At 41.1% G+C, this 18,956-nt stretch carries 16 protein-coding genes; 10 read left to right on the forward strand and 6 right to left on the reverse strand.

Annotated features, from left to right (window positions below):
- The first annotated feature begins 45 nt into the window (after window positions 1-45).
- The 7 genes from P2W73_RS06170 (at window position 46) to P2W73_RS06200 (ending at window position 11,338) form a co-directional block, all read left to right on the forward strand.
- On the forward strand, window positions 46-1,098 hold the full coding sequence (locus P2W73_RS06170) for a phosphotransferase enzyme family protein (RefSeq protein ID WP_276501129.1): 1,053 nt from the start codon (window positions 46-48) through the stop codon (window positions 1,096-1,098).
- Window positions 1,099-1,464: 366 nt separating this feature from the next.
- Entirely contained in the window at window positions 1,465-2,370 is a 906-nt protein-coding gene (locus P2W73_RS06175) for a DMT family transporter (protein ID WP_276501130.1), read from the forward strand.
- A gap of 178 nt (window positions 2,371-2,548) precedes the next feature.
- Complete coding sequence (locus P2W73_RS06180) at window positions 2,549-3,136, forward strand: RNA polymerase sigma factor (protein ID WP_276501131.1); 588 nt, start codon at window positions 2,549-2,551, stop codon at window positions 3,134-3,136.
- Between the two features lie 63 nt (window positions 3,137-3,199).
- Window positions 3,200-4,288: a FecR family protein gene (locus tag P2W73_RS06185; protein ID WP_276501132.1), complete on the forward strand. Its 1,089-nt coding sequence runs from the start codon at window positions 3,200-3,202 to the stop codon at window positions 4,286-4,288.
- A 175-nt stretch (window positions 4,289-4,463) separates the two neighbouring features.
- Window positions 4,464-7,670 carry a TonB-dependent receptor gene (locus P2W73_RS06190; protein WP_276501133.1) on the forward strand — a complete coding sequence of 1,069 codons (3,207 nt, stop codon included), beginning with the start codon at window positions 4,464-4,466 and terminating at the stop codon, window positions 7,668-7,670.
- A 117-nt stretch (window positions 7,671-7,787) separates the two neighbouring features.
- Window positions 7,788-9,284 (forward strand): RagB/SusD family nutrient uptake outer membrane protein, encoded by a 1,497-nt coding sequence (locus P2W73_RS06195; RefSeq protein ID WP_276501134.1) that lies wholly within the window; start codon window positions 7,788-7,790, stop codon window positions 9,282-9,284.
- Window positions 9,285-9,697: 413 nt separating this feature from the next.
- Window positions 9,698-11,338 carry an alpha-L-fucosidase gene (locus P2W73_RS06200; protein ID WP_276501135.1) on the forward strand — a complete coding sequence of 547 codons (1,641 nt, stop codon included), beginning with the start codon at window positions 9,698-9,700 and terminating at the stop codon, window positions 11,336-11,338.
- Window positions 11,339-11,354: 16 nt separating this feature from the next.
- Here P2W73_RS06200 and P2W73_RS06205 read toward each other — a convergent pair whose 3' ends face one another.
- The gene (locus P2W73_RS06205) at window positions 11,355-11,573 is read right to left on the reverse strand and encodes a hypervirulence associated TUDOR domain-containing protein (RefSeq protein ID WP_276501136.1); all 219 of its coding nucleotides are present in this window, start codon (window positions 11,571-11,573) and stop codon (window positions 11,355-11,357) included.
- A 100-nt stretch (window positions 11,574-11,673) separates the two neighbouring features.
- On the opposite strand from P2W73_RS06205, the gene P2W73_RS06210 reads away from it, so the two are divergent.
- Window positions 11,674-14,181, forward strand: coding sequence for a glycoside hydrolase family 95 protein (locus P2W73_RS06210; RefSeq protein WP_276501137.1), 2,508 nt, complete (start codon window positions 11,674-11,676; stop codon window positions 14,179-14,181).
- A 326-nt stretch (window positions 14,182-14,507) separates the two neighbouring features.
- Window positions 14,508-14,672 (forward strand): DUF6728 family protein, encoded by a 165-nt coding sequence (locus P2W73_RS06215; RefSeq protein WP_276501138.1) that lies wholly within the window; start codon window positions 14,508-14,510, stop codon window positions 14,670-14,672.
- Window positions 14,673-14,690: 18 nt separating this feature from the next.
- On the opposite strand, the gene trxA is transcribed toward P2W73_RS06215, so the two are convergent.
- The 5 genes from trxA to surE all read right to left on the reverse strand — a co-directional run bounded on the left by trxA (window position 14,691) and on the right by surE (window position 18,089).
- The gene (gene trxA, locus P2W73_RS06220) at window positions 14,691-14,987 is read right to left on the reverse strand and encodes a thioredoxin (RefSeq protein ID WP_276501139.1); all 297 of its coding nucleotides are present in this window, start codon (window positions 14,985-14,987) and stop codon (window positions 14,691-14,693) included.
- Window positions 14,988-15,355: 368 nt separating this feature from the next.
- Entirely contained in the window at window positions 15,356-15,757 is a 402-nt protein-coding gene (locus tag P2W73_RS06225; RefSeq protein WP_276501140.1) for a hypothetical protein, read from the reverse strand.
- Between the two features lie 12 nt (window positions 15,758-15,769).
- Window positions 15,770-16,882 carry a lipid-A-disaccharide synthase gene (lpxB, locus tag P2W73_RS06230; protein ID WP_276501141.1) on the reverse strand — a complete coding sequence of 371 codons (1,113 nt, stop codon included), beginning with the start codon at window positions 16,880-16,882 and terminating at the stop codon, window positions 15,770-15,772.
- Between the two features lie 77 nt (window positions 16,883-16,959).
- The gene (locus P2W73_RS06235) at window positions 16,960-17,259 is read right to left on the reverse strand and encodes a hypothetical protein (protein WP_276501142.1); all 300 of its coding nucleotides are present in this window, start codon (window positions 17,257-17,259) and stop codon (window positions 16,960-16,962) included.
- Window positions 17,256-18,089: a 5'/3'-nucleotidase SurE gene (gene surE / locus P2W73_RS06240; RefSeq protein WP_276501143.1), complete on the reverse strand. Its 834-nt coding sequence runs from the start codon at window positions 18,087-18,089 to the stop codon at window positions 17,256-17,258. Before surE ends, P2W73_RS06235 begins: the two co-directional genes overlap by 4 nt.
- A 111-nt stretch (window positions 18,090-18,200) precedes the next feature.
- Between surE and P2W73_RS06245 the strand changes: the two genes are divergently transcribed.
- Window positions 18,201-18,950 carry an XRE family transcriptional regulator gene (locus P2W73_RS06245; protein WP_276501144.1) on the forward strand — a complete coding sequence of 250 codons (750 nt, stop codon included), beginning with the start codon at window positions 18,201-18,203 and terminating at the stop codon, window positions 18,948-18,950.
- The last annotated feature ends 6 nt before the right edge of the window (window positions 18,951-18,956 follow it).

Consider the following 18,956-nt stretch of genomic DNA (forward strand, 5'->3'; position numbering starts at 1 on the left):
ATTAAAAACCTTATTCTAAAGAAATAAATTTTTAACGGTGGTATCATGTTGAACACAATTTTACCTGCTTACGGACTTCCACAGGACTCACTAAAAGTGGAGGCTTTCGGTAGTGGGCTTATCAATCATACCTGGAAGATAACAGCACCGGGTAAAGCATATATCCTGCAGCGGGTGAACCATACAATATTTAAAGAACCGGCTGATATCGCCAATAACATCAGCCTGATCGCTGATCATTTAAAAAAATATCATCCCCACTATTACTTTATTGCGCCACTTGCGTCCGTTAATGGGGAAGAAATGATTTATCAACGGGGTGAGGGATTTTTCCGGATGTTTCCTTTTGTTACAGGCTCACATTCCAAGGATGTGGTAGAGACCACTGCGCAGGCCTATGAAGCCGCTACACAATTTGGCCGGTTTACCCGTTTATTGAACGGTGTTGATATTAATAAATTGAAGATCACTATACCCTGTTTTCATGATCTCACATTGCGCTACCAACAGTTTTTGCAGGCACTGGAAAACGGAAACAGGCAACGAATAGCTGACTCCGCGGATTTGATTAAATCACTGACACAACACGCAGATATTGTGACGGAATATGGCAACATAAAATCAAACCCTGAGTTTAAACTGCGTGTTACACATCATGATACCAAGATCAGTAATGTACTGTTCAACGCTGAAGGCAAGGGTATTTGTGTTATCGATCTTGACACCGTAATGCCCGGTTATTTTATCAGCGACGTGGGCGATATGATGCGGACTTATCTTTCACCCGTGAGTGAAGAAGAAATAGATTTTGAAAGAATTGCTGTGCGGGATGATTTTTACAAGGCGATCGTACGGGGATATTATAGTGAGATGAAGAATGAACTGACAGCAACAGAAAAGAAATATTTTTTCTATGCCGGCACATTTATGATCTATATGCAGGCCCTGCGTTTTATTACCGACTACCTCAATGATGATAAATATTATGGCGCCAAATATCCCCGGCACAACTATGTAAGAGCAAAAAATCAATTGGTATTACTGGAACGTCTGCTGGTGAAGAGAGATCAGCTAGAAAAAATAATCCTTGACGTTTAAAGTTTGGGTTCCAGTTTTCAAACGGATCGTTATTCAAATAACGTGAGTTTGGATGTTTTTTGATGAGAATGAAAGTTCTGATTGTTCCGTTAGGAACCATTGGCGGGTAGATATTAAAAAATGTTTGCACCAGGCGTCCACCGCGGCGGATGGTTGAGGAGACCCAAAACTCATGTTCAAATAGCCTGGCAAAATAATTCTCAAGTTGTTGAATAGAGATGCAGCCCGCCTGGCCGGAGACCCTCCGCTACAAGATGGTCTCAGTATTTATTTACAGTTTGTTCAGCGGCATTTAAAGCAGCAATGCTTAAATAAGTATTTTTAAAGCTTTATCACCGGCAATTAGCTGGAAAAAGTTTCAAATAAATGTTCAATACAGGTAATGCAAAATTCAATTGGTTCATAGCGGGATTATTATTTGCAGCATTATGGGCATCAGCATCGGCCGCAACTAAAATAGGATTGACCGTCGCACAACCGCTGGTGATCGCAGAAATAAGATTTGCATTGGCGTCAGCCATCATGTTGGTCATTACTCATTTGTTAATGCGTCAACGGCTTCCGGCAGGGAAAGAATGGAAGCAATTAGCCATTTATGGGTTATTAAACATTACCATTTACCTGGGTTGCTATGTTGTGGCAATGAAAACTGTTTCGGCAGGCATCGGGTCACTTTCAACAGCCACCAACCCCGTATTCATCAGTTTTATGTCTGTCTTTTTTTTAAAAAAGAAATTAACGGCTCCACTAATAACCGCATTGCTCATTTGTTCAGCTGGCGTAGTATGTGCTGCCTGGCCGCTGTTCAAAGATGCCTATGTAACACCGGGCGGCTTATTGATTTTGTTTTTTAGCATGTTGTCTTACTCGGTTGCAGCCATTTATTTTTCATCGAAAGATTGGGGTGGCCTGCATTTATTTACGATTAATGGATGGCAAACCTTTCTTGGTGGTCTTTTTTTACTCCCGGTGACCTTGTTTTGTTTTAAAAAAGGTAGCAATCATTTTGATATCACCTTTTGGAAATGTGTTTTCTGGCTGGCCATACCTGTGTCCATCTTCGCCGTACAAATTTGGTTATGGCTTTTGAAAACAAATGCCGTGAGAGCGGGATTGTGGTTATTTCTTTGTCCCTTATTTGGTTTCATGTACGCGGCGTGGTTGTTGCATGAGCCGATCAGTGTCTACACGTTCATTGGGGTTGCGTTGGTGATTGTAGGATTGTTGATATCAAGACGAAATATTCAGAAAGATGAAGTAGTTTTTGATTAGTGTTGTCTTGTTATTGCTTTACGCATGTTCGTAATTGCGATTGGCAAAATGATAATGAGTCGAACTAATTCAATTTTCTCACAGTGTGCCTATATTTAAACTTCTTGTTTTTGCTTTAAGGGTTTATGATTAAATTGCAAGTTGACCTGATTATTGTGATACTAACCACTGCTTGCATATGGACGCTGCTGTAAATATCCCGCATCCCGTACAATACTGGTACGAGTCCTTCCGGTCTCATTTTATGGCCATGGGACTGAGGTTAGGCTATCGCAAGGAAGAAGTAAGCGATGTCATCAGCCAGCTTTTCCTTGACCTGCTTGAAAAGAATATTGATCCTCATACTATAGATAATCCACAGGCTTATTTATCCACTGCTTTCCGTAGAAAATTAATTGATCATTACAGGAGCTCCTCAAAAAAAAGTTTTGTTGATACCAGTATCATCCCGGAAAACTACGCTGAACCTTCCGTACAGCAAGTCCTTGAGCAGGTACAGGCAAATACAGAATTGATCAGCCGAATAAGGAAGGCTTACAAAAAGCTCCCCGACCGTTGCCAGAAAGTGATTTATTTAAAATTTTACCAGGGGCTTACTACAGAGCAAATAGCTGAACAAACCGGCCTCAGTAAAAGAACTATTTATAACAATCTTTTTGAAGGCGTTAAATTGCTGAGGGTTGATTTAAATCAACAGTTTCCCGGCGTTCAGTTTGCTGCACTGCTCACATACCTGCCTTTACTGGGTACTTCTATTATTTTTTAAAATTTCTCTAAAAAGGTTGGTAAATCTTACGGGCAATTCCGTCTATCTTGAAAAGGGCTTGCCATGTCAGAAGATTTACCAATAGAAGAACTCATCATTGATGACTCATTTGCCAATTACTGTTTTCAAAGTAATGAAAAGGATATTTTGTTTTGGCAGGAGTACATCAGAACACACCCTTCTGAAAAGGAAAGAATAGCAGAAGCTATGCAGGTCGTGCTGGGGCTGCGCACCATGCTCCAACAGGAAAAGAATAATGAAACGCAGGCATCAGCATTAAAAGCAATTCCACGGACAACTAATAAACCGGTCATTCAAAAAATAATCCGCTATGCTGCGGCTGTTGCTGCAGTCTTTATTCTTGTATTTGGAATAAAGAGCTGGCGGGGCCAAAACAGTCTAACGCACAATACAAAGGATATTACAGCTACCACCATCGCTGATAATGAGTTAGTATTTACTACAGCGAAAGGCGAGAAAAAAACTTTCCTGCTTCCGGATAGTACAAATATTTCCCTGGGATTCAATTCTACACTGCGCATGAAGGAAGGTTTTGGAAAGGATAACAGGGATGTCTATTTAAGCGGTGAAGCCTTGTTTGATGTCACGCATAATAAAGAACTCCCTTTTGTTGTGCATAGCAATAAGTATGATGTAAAAGTATTGGGCACTGTATTTAATGTAAAAGCATACCCCGAAGATAAGCTAAGCGAAACTTCATTGATCAGGGGAAAAGTAGAGATAAGCCTGGCGAACAATTCAAAAAAAATAATACTGAAACCTAACCAGAAAGCCGTCATTAGCAACAAAGGCGAGGACCTGGTTTTGGAAAGCAAAAAACAGGTGGTTGAGCCGGCCGGTGAAAAAATTATCATACTTCCTCTTTCTTATAACAGTACCGATAGCGTAGTGGTTGAAACAGCCTGGGCTCAAAACCGCATTGAGATTGTCAATGAAAATTTTGACGAAATAAAAAACAAATTGGAAAGGTGGTATAACGTTAAAATCATTTTCGCCGACGAAGAAGTAAGCCGGTACACTTTCACAGCCACTTTTTCCGGTGAAACGATCGGGCAGGTATTAAAGGCTTTGCAATACTCTTATCATTTTACGTATAAAATAGAAGGGAAAATCATAACTATTTCTAAATAAAAAAGGAGAAATGGATTGCAGCCATTCCTCCTGCGTTACAAAAAGGAACAGGTATTTGAAGTAAACCTGTAACCTCATTTCATAACAATTAAAAAACCAAAACGAAGGTATGAAAAAGAAGGCTTGCTTTATTAGCCCACCCTTACAGAAGGGCTGGCTCAAAACACTGCTGCTCATGAAACTCTCAGCTTTATTGATCCTGGCGACTGCGTTACAGGTTTCGGCCAAAACTTTTTCGCAGGACAAACTGGATGTTGATTTTAAAAAAACAAAACTGGCCGCCGCTTTAAAGGAAGTAGAGAAGAAAACCGATTACCGGTTTGCCTTTAGTAATCTCGTATTGTCCGATAATATGAAGGTTACACTAAAAGCGAAGGACATTACGGTAGAAAATCTTTTAAACCGTTTGCTGGACAATACAGGTTTGTCGTACAGTTTAATGGACAATAACCTTGTTGTTATTACAAAAACTGACAGGATAGTTTATGCTGATATCACAGTAAGGGGCAAGGTGACAGACAACAGTGGAGGGCCGCTGGCCAATGTAAGTGTTACCGCTGGCGATAAAAGCGGTACTACCACCAATGAACAAGGCGAATATGTGATTACAGTAGATGAAAATGCAACGCTAAGTTTTAGTTATGTGGGCTATACATCGCAGCAGGTGCAGGTAAGCAAGCGAAACGTTATCAATATTGAATTGGCACAGCTTTCAAGCAATCTGACAGATGTGGTTGTAGTTGGTTATGGTACACAAAAACGAAGTGATCTTACCGGTTCAATCGCAACACTTTCCTCCAAAGCCTATAAAGATCAACCTGTGTTAAATGTTTCATCTGCTTTACAAGGCAGAGTGGCCGGGGTGTCTGTTACCAATAATTCCGGTGCACCGGGTGGAGCAGTTAAAATCCGCATACGTGGTGCCAATTCTGTAAACGCCAGCAACGATCCGCTTTATGTCGTTGATGGTATCGCTTTGAGCAGCATAGGACTGGCAGATATCAACGTGAATGATATTGAATCGATGGAGGTTTTGAAAGATGCTTCAGCCACGGCCGTATACGGATCAAGAGGAGCTAATGGCGTTATTCTTATTACCACCAGGAGTGGCAGATCAGGCGACCCTAAAATTGAGTATCATGGTTTCATGAGCTTTAACAGGCCTATGAAAAAATATGATTTGATGGATGCGGTAACGTATGCCAAAGTCGCCAATGTTACAGCAGGAGTTAATGTTTTTCCGGATCCCAATTCATTTGCAGGTAAAAGCACTGACTGGCAAGGTTTAATATTTAATAACTCCCTTACGCATAGCCACCAGCTTTCTTTAGCAGGCGGAACAGAAAATACGAAATATTATGTGTCCGGATTCTATGTTGATCAGGAAGGATTATTGATCAACAGTAATCAGAAAAAATTTGGTCTCCGTTCAAACGTGGATATAAAATTGAGTAAACGGATAAATTTTGGCGTCCACATCTATGCAGGTCGCCTTAATTCCCACAATAACACTGACATTGGTTACAAGGGCAACCCTGTTATGGGTGCTGTTACCTGGGCGCCAACAGAGCCTGCGTATGATGCACCTGGACAATATAATCGGTTTGGAATATCCCCTATATGGGCAAACCCTTTTTTGGCTATTAGCGAAAGAAATGAAAATAATTTCTCCAACGTTGGAATTTTCAACGGAAAATTAAAATATACAATCACTGACTGGTTAACATTGAATGTTAATGCAGGATTGGATATGTTTATTTCCAAAAGTGCTTTTTTGAATAATGAATGGATCAGCCCCGGCAATAATGCATCAGGACAAAGCTCAGCTGAAAGCTACACATTTCAAAACAGCAATAACCTTACTTTCCATAAAACATTCGGCCAACATGATCTTACAGCCACGGCCGTAATGGAAGCCACTTCCAATAGGTACTCCAGTTTTAATGCTTCAGGTTCCGGATTGGCCTCTTTATCTAATGGATATAACAACCTCGGTTTAAATGCCTCCCAGGCTATTTCGTCGGGTTATTCCAACTGGTCGTTATTATCTTATATGGGGCGAATTGCTTACAGCTATAATGACAAATACCTTTTAACCGCAACCGTAAGGCGTGATGGATCTTCCAAATTCCATGCAAATAACCGCTGGAGCAATTTTCCTTCATTTAGTGCAGGATGGAAACTATCTAATGAAAAACTCATCGAAGACTTACACATTTTTTCAAATCTTAAACTGAGAGCCGGATGGGGTATCACCGGTAATCAGGCGATTGGACCATATAGTACACTTGGTTTATTGACGAGCACGACTTTTTCCTATGGTACTCCAACATTGTACCAGGCCTATACACTGGGTAATCCCGCTACTCCTGATGTAAAATGGGAGACTTCAAAGCAAATGAATATTGGTCTGGATGCAGGGATATTGAATGGCAGGCTTAATATCAGTGCTGATTATTACAATAAGAACACCCGTGATCTGCTCCTTTTTACAAGGATAGCCAATTACGACGGCGGTGGCTCGTATCTGAAAAATATCGGAAAGGTAAACAACAAGGGTTTCGAATTAATGATAGAAGGAACCCCTCTGAAAGGCAAGAGTTTAACATGGTCTGCAGGTTTTAATATATCAACCAATCAAAACAAAGTGGTGAGCCTTGGAGCAGATTCAATGCCTGCGAGACCATATATAGGCGGGGGACTTATAACAAACAATATACAGGTAGTAAGAACAGGACAGCCACTTGGCGCATTTTACCTGATTCCGTGGGAAGGTGTTTACCAGGCTGATAAAGGAGATTATAAGGCAGGAGACGGCAGATACACGGATGTAAGTGGAAACAGCTCAATTGGATTTGAGGACAGGGTGATTTCGGGAACTGCAACTCCTAAATTTCAATGGGGTTTTAATAATAGCCTGACATATAAAAATTTTGACTTGAACGTTTTTGTGCAGGGTGCTCACGGCCATAAAATATTTAATGCCACGTACGCAGCTACCGCAGTGCCTACCAGTGATGTGAAATTTATAAACCTGGCAGAAGCCGCAAACTATTGGACTCCGTCAAATACAACATCCACCTGGGCAAACCCCGGCAGTAAAAATAAAAGTTGGGTTGAGTCCACACAATTTTTACAAGACGGCAGTTATGTACGGTTGAAAAACGTAAGCTTATCATATACGATCGGCAAAAATCTGCTCAGACTGGCATCTGCAAAAATCTATATCAGTGCCCAAAACGTAGCAACTATAACCGATTACAAAGGATTTGACCCGGAAGCCACTTCAACATCGGCAAGCAGTGATGCTGATGCAGGTATTGATGTAGGTGCTTATCCTTCTCCTAAAACAATTACTATTGGCTTGCAATTAAAATTTTAATTGGCTTAAAAAAATATTGATATGAAATGAGCCGTAAAATTTTCATTTTAATCACACAGGGGAATGAAAATTTTTATGGCGAATTCCATTTGGCCCCAAAAAATAAAAAATATACAAATGAAAAGAACGAATAAATATTATTTGGGTTGGCTGACACTGGCAATATTTGCCATGTCGTGCAGCAAAAGCTTCCTGGAGGAAACACCGAAAGGAAGTATAACACCTGTAAGCTTTTATAAGACATCCAGGGATCTCGAAATGGCGTCAGCGGCACTGGCCCTGCAGTTTAACGGGGCTTTTAATCAGCTGGGAGGTGCATTTTATGGGGCTGATGACATTACCTCAAAAAGAGCAGGAAATAAAATAGAGTTTTCTGACTTTGATATTTTTAATGCTAACTCATCCAATGGCAGGATGAATAACTGGTGGAATTATTTTTATGCAACCATCAAATCTGCGAATGCACTTATTCAAAATTATACGAACGCAACAGAGGCAACAGAAGAGCAAAGAAATAATGCTGCCGGACAGGCTTATTTTATGCGTGCCATTAGCTATTTCTATTTAACAAGAACCTGGGGTGAAGTGCCCATGCCTACAGAACCCACTGTTGATGATAACAGGCCCAATGCTAAGGTTGAAGATCTATACAATCTGATCGTGGCCGATTTACAAAAGGCGGAAACCATGCTGCCGGATCATTGGGATGGAGTGAGGAGACAAAATGGTGTTGATGTTCTGCCAACAAAAGGTTCTGCAAAGGCGCTGCTAGCCAATGTCTACCTGACGATGGCAGGTTGGCCACTTAAACAAACGGATAAGTATGCAATAGCGGCGGCAAAAGCAAAAGAAGTGATCGATGGCAAAGCAACCTGGGGGTATAACCTGGTGACGAATTATGCTGATATATGGAAGATTGGAAACAAATATAATAATGAGGCAGTTTTTGCCTGTTACTTTAACAATGATGTGCCTGCATGGAACTGGGAAAATGGGAATATGATGGCGCCTAATCCTTTTGCTCCGGATTATGAAGAAGGAGGATGGGATGATGGGTTCGGGGAAATTTCATTCTATAATAAATTTCCTGCCGGACCAAGAAAAGACGCCACCTATCAAAAGGATTATTATGTAAAGAATGATCCCAATAATGTAGTCACCTGGCAGGGAACATTACAAAAACATCCTTACTTTCTTAAATACCGCGATGACCATAGCTACGACTGGTCAATACATAAGGCCAATGACTGGTGGAGCAGTGCAACCACATTCATTCTCCGTTATTCAGAAGTATTGCTGACGTATGCGGAAGCAAAAGCTATGTCGTCTACTCCTGATGCCAGCGCCTATGATGCTATAAACCAGGTAAGACAAAGAGCCGGAATACTCCCCTTGTTACCCGGATTATCTCAAACAGCTTTTAGAGATTCCGTAATAGCAGAAAGGGGATGGGAATTTGCAGCCGAATGCGGGATAAGGTGGTTTGACCTGATAAGAACAGAAACAGTGCAAAAGGCCAATTCAGTAAGAGATGCATCAGAAGTGAGCCTGGCAAATCAACCCAGCGATGCAAATCATACATATTATTGGGCGCCCATTCCGGCCATTAAATAAATGGAAAGTTACAGTTGAACTAGTGGGGGCTAATTTGTACCCGGTGTTTGTTAGATGTGGGCGGCGAAAAGTGATACACGTCTATCACTCACTAATCGGTTCCAACTATAAAACGAAATAGGAAGACAAGTATGATTTTTGGCCTATTCCTCAAACGGAAATAGATCGTAGCGCACCGGTACTTGTTCAAAATCCGAAGTATTAAAAAAAGTTTCTCTTATAAGCAGTTAGTATGCAGACAATCGTGCCCCTATTTCAATAGGGGCAATTTTTTAATTAAGAAGTCTTTTTCTACAATCTTTTTTACTGTGCATATTCGTTTCATCAGCTTTAGCAAGGAATGCATGCTACTTCATTCAGAACAGATTAATTTTAAAAATGTGAATAAAATGACAAGCAAAAATCGATCTATCATGAAAATTATAAAACTATCGATTGTCTCAGTTTTACTTCAGCATTCGATGATGGCCCAGAACAGCTATCCTGTACCAGTGCGGCCAGACAAGAATGAAACAATTGCTGCTGGTAAGTTTCAACCAACATGGGAATCGTTGAAGCAATATGAAACGCCGGAGTGGTTTCGCAATGCCAAATTTGGCATATGGGCACATTGGGGACCTCAATGCCAGCCGGGACAGGGGGATTGGTATGGCCGCTTTATGTATCGGCAGGGCAGCAGGCAGTATAAATGGCATGCAGAACATTATGGGCATCCATCCAAAGCCGGATTTAAAGAAGTGTTCAATAGTTGGAAAGCTGAAAAATGGGATCCTGAAAAACTGGTTGCATTATATAAGAGAGCAGGGGCACAATATTTTTTTGCAATGGCCAACCATCATGATAATGTAGATATGTGGAATAGTAAATATCAGCAATGGAATACAGTAAAGGTCGGGCCCAAAAAAGATATTCTCGCCGGCTGGGCTAAAGCGGCAAAAAATAATCATCTTCCTTTTGGATTAAGTGTGCATGCGGCACATGCCTGGTCCTGGTTTGAAACTTCACAACAGTCCGACACGAGTGGAGAACATATCGGGATTCCTTATGACGGCAAGCTTACTGCAACTGATGGAAAGGGAACATGGTGGGAAGGTATGGACCCACAGGATCTTTATGCCCAAAACCATCCATTGAGTGAAGGAAGTAAAAATATTGACAACATCCATAGTCAGTGGAATTGGAGTAACGGCGCTGCAATGCCTTCACAGGAGTATTGCGAAAAATTCTACAATCGTACAATAGATATGATCAACCAATTTCATCCCGATCTGCTATACTTTGATGATACAGGCCTTCCACTGTATCCCGTAAGTGATGCAGGGTTGAGAATTGCTGCTCACTTCTACAATAGTAATATGACTAAAAATAAAGGAAGGTTAAACGCCGTTTTGTTTGGTAAAATTCTTACTGAAGACCAAAAGGATTGTTTGGTATGGGATGTAGAACGCGGTGCTCCCGATAAAATTCAAACCTTGCCATGGCAGACCTGCTCATGTATCGGCGAATGGCATTATAACAACGCTGTTTATGAAAATAACCGGTATCGATCTGCAAAGGATGTGATACACTCATTGGTGGATATAGTAAGTAAAAATGGAAATCTTTTGTTGAATATTCCCGTTAAAGGTGATGGTAGCATTGATGAAAAAGAAATAGACGTTTTGGAAGGAATAGCTGCATGGATGGACATCAATAAGGAGAGCATCTTTAATACCCGTCCATGGAAAGTATTTGGTGAAGGACCTGCCGCAGACGCTGTCAACCCTATCAATGCACAGGGTTTTAATGAAGGAAAAATAAAGTTTACATCGAAAGACATACGATTCAATAAAAAAGGGAAAATATTGTATATGACCCTTATGGGAATTCCCGCTGACGATATTGTCATAAAGAACCTGGGCGCTTCGAATGCGCAAAACAAAATAGCAAAGATTGAATTGCTTGGCAGCAAAGAGAAAGTAAATTGGAAGCAGACCGCTGAATTTCTAAAAATCACTAAACCCGCAACTATTCCTAATGAAATTGCAATAGTTTATAAAGTGTACCAGCAGTAAACTTTATAAGAATCTGTCAATAAAAACTCAGCTTTGTCAAAGCCGATCCTTTATGCGCAGTTATGTGATCAGTTTTATCACTTTTTATTTCATATTGCGGATCGTCTTTTGTGGCATGATGGGTATAACCTTTATAGTTGAAATCTTTGATATGAACTTTTATAATAGTGCCCGATACATGACCGGCTTCAGAATTCCAGGTGACATGATCACCTTTTTTAAATTTATGCGTCATACACTTGTTATAAATTGCATTCCTTTGCCAGGCAATAAAAAAAATCAAAAGGCAGGCCATTCTGCAGCAGTAAATTAGATTTTAAAATAGCAGACTTAATATGAAAGCATTAAAAAAATTTGTTGAAATAAAATGTACGGGCATTACTATTCTGGTTATTTTTTTGGCTAACCCCTCCACAATTTGTGCGCAATCTTCTTTAAAGCTTTGGTACAACAAACCGGCCACCCAATGGGTAGAGGCTTTGCCAGTTGGTAATGGCCATATTGGAGGAATGGTGTTTGGCGGGATAGAAGAAGAGCTGATACAACTTAATGAAAGCACCCTTTATAGCGGAGGGCCTGTAAAAAGAGGTATTAATCCCGAAGCGCATGAATACCTGCCGCAAATAAGAGAGGCATTGTTAAAAGATGAAGACTATACAAAGGCTAACCTCCTTACCAAAAAAATGCAGGGTTTATATACGGAGTCCTATATGCCCCTTGGAGATATCATTATCAAGCAAAACTTTCACGGGGCGGCGCCTACTGCTTACTACCGGGATCTGAACTTGCAGCAGGCCATTGCCACAACACGGTTTACTATAAATGGGATAGAGTATAAACGGGAAATATTTACTTCCTCACCTGGTAATATTATGCTGATACGTATTACGGCCAACCGTAAAAACGCTTTGAATTTTGACGTCTCTGCCAAAAGCCAGTTGCGTTATCAGCTCGTTGGCAATGGCAGCAATGAATTGCTGGTAAGTGGTAAAGCACCGGCCCATGTGGATCCCAGTTATTATAACCCAAAGGACAGGGAGCATGTGGTGTATGAAGACACAAGTGGGTGCAATGGTATGCGGTTTCAATACCGCATTAAAGCTATTTCAAATGATGGAAAGGTTACAGCAGATACGTCGGGTATGTATGTACGCAATGCAACAGAAGTGCTATTATTTGTAGCTGCCGCTACCAGTTTTAATGGCTTTGACAAATGCCCTGATAGCGAAGGAAAAAATGAAAAAGCTAATGCTGCCGCTATTATCAATAATGCTGTTAAGAAATCATATGCTGCTTTATTGAGGTCGCATTTGGCAGATTATCAAAAATATTTTAACCGGGTTTCATTTACTTTGAAAGATACATCCGAAGCTAACAGAAACAATAACCTCCCCTCGGATGGACGTTTACAAGCATATTCCAACGGAGCATATGACCCGGGTTTAGAAACATTATACTTTCAGTTTGGTCGTTATTTGCTAATCGCCTCTTCAAGGCCGGGTGGCCCGCCGGCCAATTTGCAGGGAATCTGGAATAAAGAATTAAGAGCCCCGTGGAGCTCCAATTATACCATCAACATCAATACGCAAATGAATTATTGGCCGGCAGAGACCACCAATCTTTCTGAAATGCATCTGCCGCTGCTGAACTGGATTAAAAATTTATCTGCAACAGGCACTAATACGGCGAAGGAATTTTATAATGCCCGGGGATGGGTGGCACATCATAATTCAGAAATATGGTGCACTTCCAATCCTGTGGGAGATATTGGCGCAGGTGATCCGGTATGGGCCAACTGGTACATGGGAGCCAACTGGCTTTGCCAGCATTTGTGGGAGCATTATGCTTTTACCGGGGATAAAAACTTTCTTGCTACAAAAGCCTATCCCCTTATGAAGCAAGCCGCACTCTTTACCCTGGACTGGTTGGTGGAAGATAAAAACGGGTATCTTGTTACAGCCCCCTCCACTTCGCCCGAAAACAAATTCAAAGATAAAAATGGAGAAGCTCAGAGTGTGTCTGTCGCTACTACGATGGATATGTCCATCATCTGGGATCTGTTTACCAACCTGATTGAAGCATCTGAAGTATTGGGCATTGATGCTGCATTCAAAAAAACGCTGATTGAAAAAAGAAATAAACTTTATCCCCTACAAATTGGCAGTAAAGGACAGTTGCAGGAATGGTATAAAGATTTTGAAGAAACCGAACCATTACACAGACATGTATCGCATTTGTTTGGCCTGCATCCCGGCAGGCAGCTATCCATTAAGCAAACGCCTGACTTTTTCAATGCTGCCAAAAAAACATTGGAGCTAAGAGGTGATGAAGGTACAGGCTGGAGTAAAGGGTGGAAAATAAACTGGTGGGCCAGGTTGCTGGATGGCGATCACGCCTATCGTTTAATAAGAGAGTTGTTACGCATAACAGGTGATGGCAATACGAATTACTCACGTGGTGGCGGCACCTATCCTAACTTTTTCGATGCACATCCTCCGTTCCAGATTGATGGAAACTTTGCTGGTATAGCAGGAATGGCTGAATTGCTTTTACAAAGCCATTTGAATGAAATTCATTTATTGCCTGCGCTGCCCTCGGTCTGGAAAGAGGGAATAGTAAAAGGATTAAAAGCAAGAGGAGCTTTTGAAGTTAACATACAATGGAAAGATCACCAGTTCACCAGTGCTGCTATAACCTCTCTCAATGGTGGTAAATGTGTGATTAGGACGGCGGTGCCGGTTATGGTCAAAGGCATTGGTGTAAAGTCTGCAAAGAATGGTAATGAATACCTGTTATCATTCAACACTGTAAAAGGGAGGGTATATCAATTGACGGCCATGTAAATTGGCATGGTATTAAAAATCATTTTTCGTGTAAGGGCCGGATTAGTTACAGAGCCATCACATTATCTGTATAGTAGTGCTGCTGACCATGAAACAGGAAAGGGAATGATGGAGATAGATTTTTTATTTTAACAGATGCTAACAGCATTTTAAGATTCAGGTAATCGCCACAGGCGATATAGTAATGCTGCGAAATCCTTCGGTTTCGCCTAGGACAAGTTTCGCAGAGCTATGCATAATGTCATAGCACTGGTTACATAACAGCATCAAAAAATGATCTCAATGACGTTCCAATCTGTTCTAATTTTGTAAACAATAACTGTAAAATGGGAGTCTGGTCGCAAATAGCAGAATACTTATACTTAAAAAAGAAAGATCCAAACCGGCCCAAAAGTAAGTGGATCGGTTATATGCATGGTATCAATCGCATCAGCCTGATGATCTTTATTCTTTGCCTGATCATTTTGGCCATTAAGTTGTTGAGAAAATAAGTCAGGGCTTTTGGCTCGTCAGGCGTTTTGTCGCAGCACATTCACCAGCGTATTTTTATCAATCATGCCTGAGTGGCGCCAAACAATATTTCCCTTTTTAAAAATAATAAAGGTAGGCACGGCTTGCACCTGGTAAGCCTGGGCCGCCTCTACACTTTTGTCAATGTCTACTTTTATAACTCTCGCTTGTCCTTGCGTGGTTCGGGCTACTTCCTGTATTACCGGGCTCATGGCCTTGCAAGGTCCGCACCAATCCGCATAAAAGTCAACAAGCACCGGTTTTTCCGCATTGATTAATTCTTTGAACGATTCCATACGCTTTATTTTAAATGATACAGCAGGTTTCAGAAGGCTTGTGCAGGATTAATGCCAAAATTCCGATTCATTCTTCCAATTCATGCCCGGATTTCAACTGTTCATCAAGGAAAAATGGCCATTGGCTAAGTCTGTGTTTTTTGTAGGGCCATTTGATGCCTTTCTTTGTGTGGTAATCGGAACTAATTAACCTTAAATCTTTGTCCTGAAAATTCTTCTCTTATAGCAGCAGTTTTAGTTTTCTCAATTGAACGGCCCCGGATTCTTCCAGGGCTTCTTTTTTTAGCTGGTATCAGGACTGATTTAGAAAGCTCACAATGGATTGCGCTGCCTTTGAAGAAGCGTGGCCCACGCTGGTGTGCAGCAAGTTATTCAATGAGTCTTGTTGCATGTACGTCAATGTTATGTTCCTTCAAGAAGGTTTCAACTTCTGCCATCAAAAGATTCCAGTTCTTTTCCTTATCGCTATATTCTTTTATTGACTTAGCTTGGCCGATAGGTAAAACATTGAATTCCTTATCCGATCTACAAATTTCCAAAAAGTTATTCCTGTCATGGGAGAGTTGATTTATTTTACTTTGAATTATATCGCTGTCTGTTGTAGATAAAGGGATTTGATTTGTCCATTCAAAGTATTTGCCTGTTTTAAGACCCAAATTAAAAAACAGTTTTTCTTTCTTATCGTAAAAGTATTTTCTCTCAGGATTTTTATTAAACCCGATTGCTGAAGTCAGCCAACCAAGAATTCTATCTAATTGATACGTTTCCATTTATTGCATACATCAGGACTGATTTAGAAAGCTCACAATGGATTGCGCTGCCTTTGAAGAAGCATGACCTCCCTGGCTCAGCAACTGCTTTAATGTTGCATAATCCTGTCGCAATTGCTCTTTTCGCTCCTCATCGGTCAGTAGCTCTGTCAGTTCCTTTTGTAAATTTTCAACTGTCAGGTTCTCTTGTATCAACTCCTTTACCACCAGTTTATCCATGATCAGATTTACCAGAGAAATGTATTTAACCTTTATCACCCGCCTGGCTATTTGGTAAGAAATAGGAGATCCTTTATAACATACCACCTCGGGTACACCGAATAAAGCCGTTTCAAGGGTGGCCGTACCCGAGGTGACAAGGGCGGCTTTTGATTGCATTAATAAATTATAGGTCTGGTTGGATACATAAGAAACGTTGGCAAATGGTTTGAGCAGGTCATCATAAAAATTTTCTTCTACCCCCGGAGCTTTGGCAACGATAAATTGATAGTTGGGGAATGATTTACTCACTTCCAGCATGACCGGTAATTTTTTCAAAATTTCCTGTTTGCGGCTACCGGGCAGCAAGGCTATAATCTCCTTTTCCGATAACCTTTCACTTTTCACTTTTGACTTCTCACCTTCGATCACTTCCACCAATGGGTGCCCGACATACTCTACTTCCCAATTCCATTTGCTTTTAAAATAGTCTTTTTCAAAAGGGAGAATAACCAGCATTTTATCAATGCATTCTTTCATCATCTTCACCCTGCCTTCCTTCCAGGCCCATACCTGGGGACTGATATAATAAATGATCCTGAGGCCCTGTTCCCTGGCCCAGCGGGCAATGCGCAAATTAAAACCGGGGTAGTCAATGAGGATAAGTGTATCAGGTTTGTATGCAAGGATATCATCTTTACAAAAAGCCAGGTTGCGAAAAATAGTTCGCAGGTTCATCAGCACTTCGGTAAAGCCCATGAAGGCAAGATCACGATAATGTTTTACCAATTCCCCGCCGGCTTCCTGCATTTTATCGCCACCCCAGCAACGGATATTGGCCGCGGGGTCCAGCTTCGTGAGTTCTTTGATAAGATTACTGCCATGCAGATCACCCGATGCTTCGCCTGCGATAATGTAGTACTTCATCCCTGGAGGGAAATTTAAAAAATGACCAAATCGATAGTTAAAGATAGGAAGATGTTACTGCCGGATCGATGACATCATCACAGGTTGAATAATTTCAACACCAGGATAGCGATACCGTACACAAGCGTGATGATAAAAATTCCCCTGGCCGTGCTATCTCTATGTGTATTGACATAAATGGTAAACAACACAACATTTGCTAATAGCGATAACGAGCCGATAGAAGTGATCAGTTTATTATTGTGAAAAAATTCATCAATAAAATCTCCAAAGGAAGTAGCTGAAAATTTTATAAAATAGATCACAATTAATCCAAGCAAAGGGCCAATCAATCCGAGAACTAAACCGAGCTTCAGGTTGTCTTTTTTAAAAATCATTTCCAGAGTTTTTCCAATTGGGATTTTAATTCGTAGTGAGTCATATCAAACTGCACGGGAACAAGGCTTACATAGTTATTGGCCAGGGCCCATACATCCGTATCTTTTCCTTTGTCAAAATTTACAAACTCACCGGTCAGCCAATAATACATGCGGCCGTGCGGGTCTTGTCTTTCAATAAAATCTTCCTCGTATTTCGCATAAGCCTGGCGGCAGATCTTTATGCCTTTTAGCAACTCCTCAGGTATAGAGGGGAAGTTGACATTTAAAACCGTATGCTTGTTCAGTTTTGTCTCCAGCATTTTTTCCACTACTATTCTTGCATATTTACGGGCGCCGGTAAAATCAGCTTCAATATTGTAATCAAGCAGGGAAAAACCAGCGGAAGGGATGCTTTCAATAGCAGCTTCTACAGCAGCGGACATCGTTCCGGAATATATCACGTTGATGCTATGATTAGCGCCATGATTAATACCGCTCAGGCACAAGTCAGGTTTACGATGAAGTACTTTGTCAACCGCCAGCTTAACACAATCAACCGGTGTGCCGGTGCAGGACCATGCTTCGATATCGCCAAAGGTGTTTACTTTATGCAATCGCAGTGGTTGACCAATTGTTATCGCATGCCCCATTCCTGACTGAGGCTTGTCAGGTGCTACAACCACAATTTTGCCCAGGTCCTTCACCGCTTCCACCAGGTTCATTATACCGGGAGCACTTACTCCGTCATCATTGGTAATAAGAATAACTGGTTTTTCCTTAGCAACGGCAAGACGTTTGGGCGATAAGGCTTTCGATTTTTTATTGGATGATTTTTTTTTGGTTGCCATATGCGCAGCAAAAATGTTTGTTTTTTTCGGCATGTCCAAACAGCAAATTGAAAAAAGGATTTTGACAATCTAAATAAATTAGTATTTTGCAACTAAATAAATTAGTGCATCATGGCATTAGCTAACCAGAATTTGAAGTACCTGCGCAAACTTCGTGGCTGGACCCAGGAAGAATTTGCCAATAAACTTAGAATTAAACGATCATTATTGGGAGCCTATGAAGAAGAAAGGGCAGAACCCCGTATTGATGTGTTGGAAGTAGTGTGTGATATCTTTAAACTGACGCTTGACGAAATTCTGCGAAAGGACCTCAGCGATAATAAAAGCAACTACCTGGCGAAAAGGCGGGCCATGAAGTTAGCGACAGGCAGGCCCGATATACCCTTTGTTCCCGTTAAAGCAGCAGCTGGCTACCTCGCTGGCTATGCAGATCCGGAATTTGTGGATGAACTAAATACATTCACCCTGCCAATGTTGTCTGGTGGAAACTATCGGGCTTTTGAAATCATCGGCGATTCCATGTTGCCGACACCGAGCGGTTCAGTGATTGTAGGTGAAAAGGTTGACAAATTAGATGAGTTAAAAAATGACAGTGCCTGTATCGTTGTCTCAAGGCATGAGGGCATCGTATATAAAAGAATTCAAAAAAATGGGCGTTCCAAAGAAAAAGTGACCCTCGTTAGCGATAATCCAGTCTATCATCCATATACGGTCAAAACAGAAGATATCCTCGAAATGTGGCAGGCACAGATGGTAATATCGAAAGCTAATCAGCAGCAGCGCTGGGATATGGGACAATTGGCCAATATTGTAAGCGATTTGCAGGAGCAGGTCATTTCCCTAAAGAAAAAGGTGAATTAAGGTTGG

It is taken from the genome of Terrimonas pollutisoli, assembly GCF_029360765.1.
GTDB classification, from domain to species: Bacteria; Bacteroidota; Bacteroidia; order Chitinophagales; family Chitinophagaceae; genus Terrimonas_B; species Terrimonas_B pollutisoli.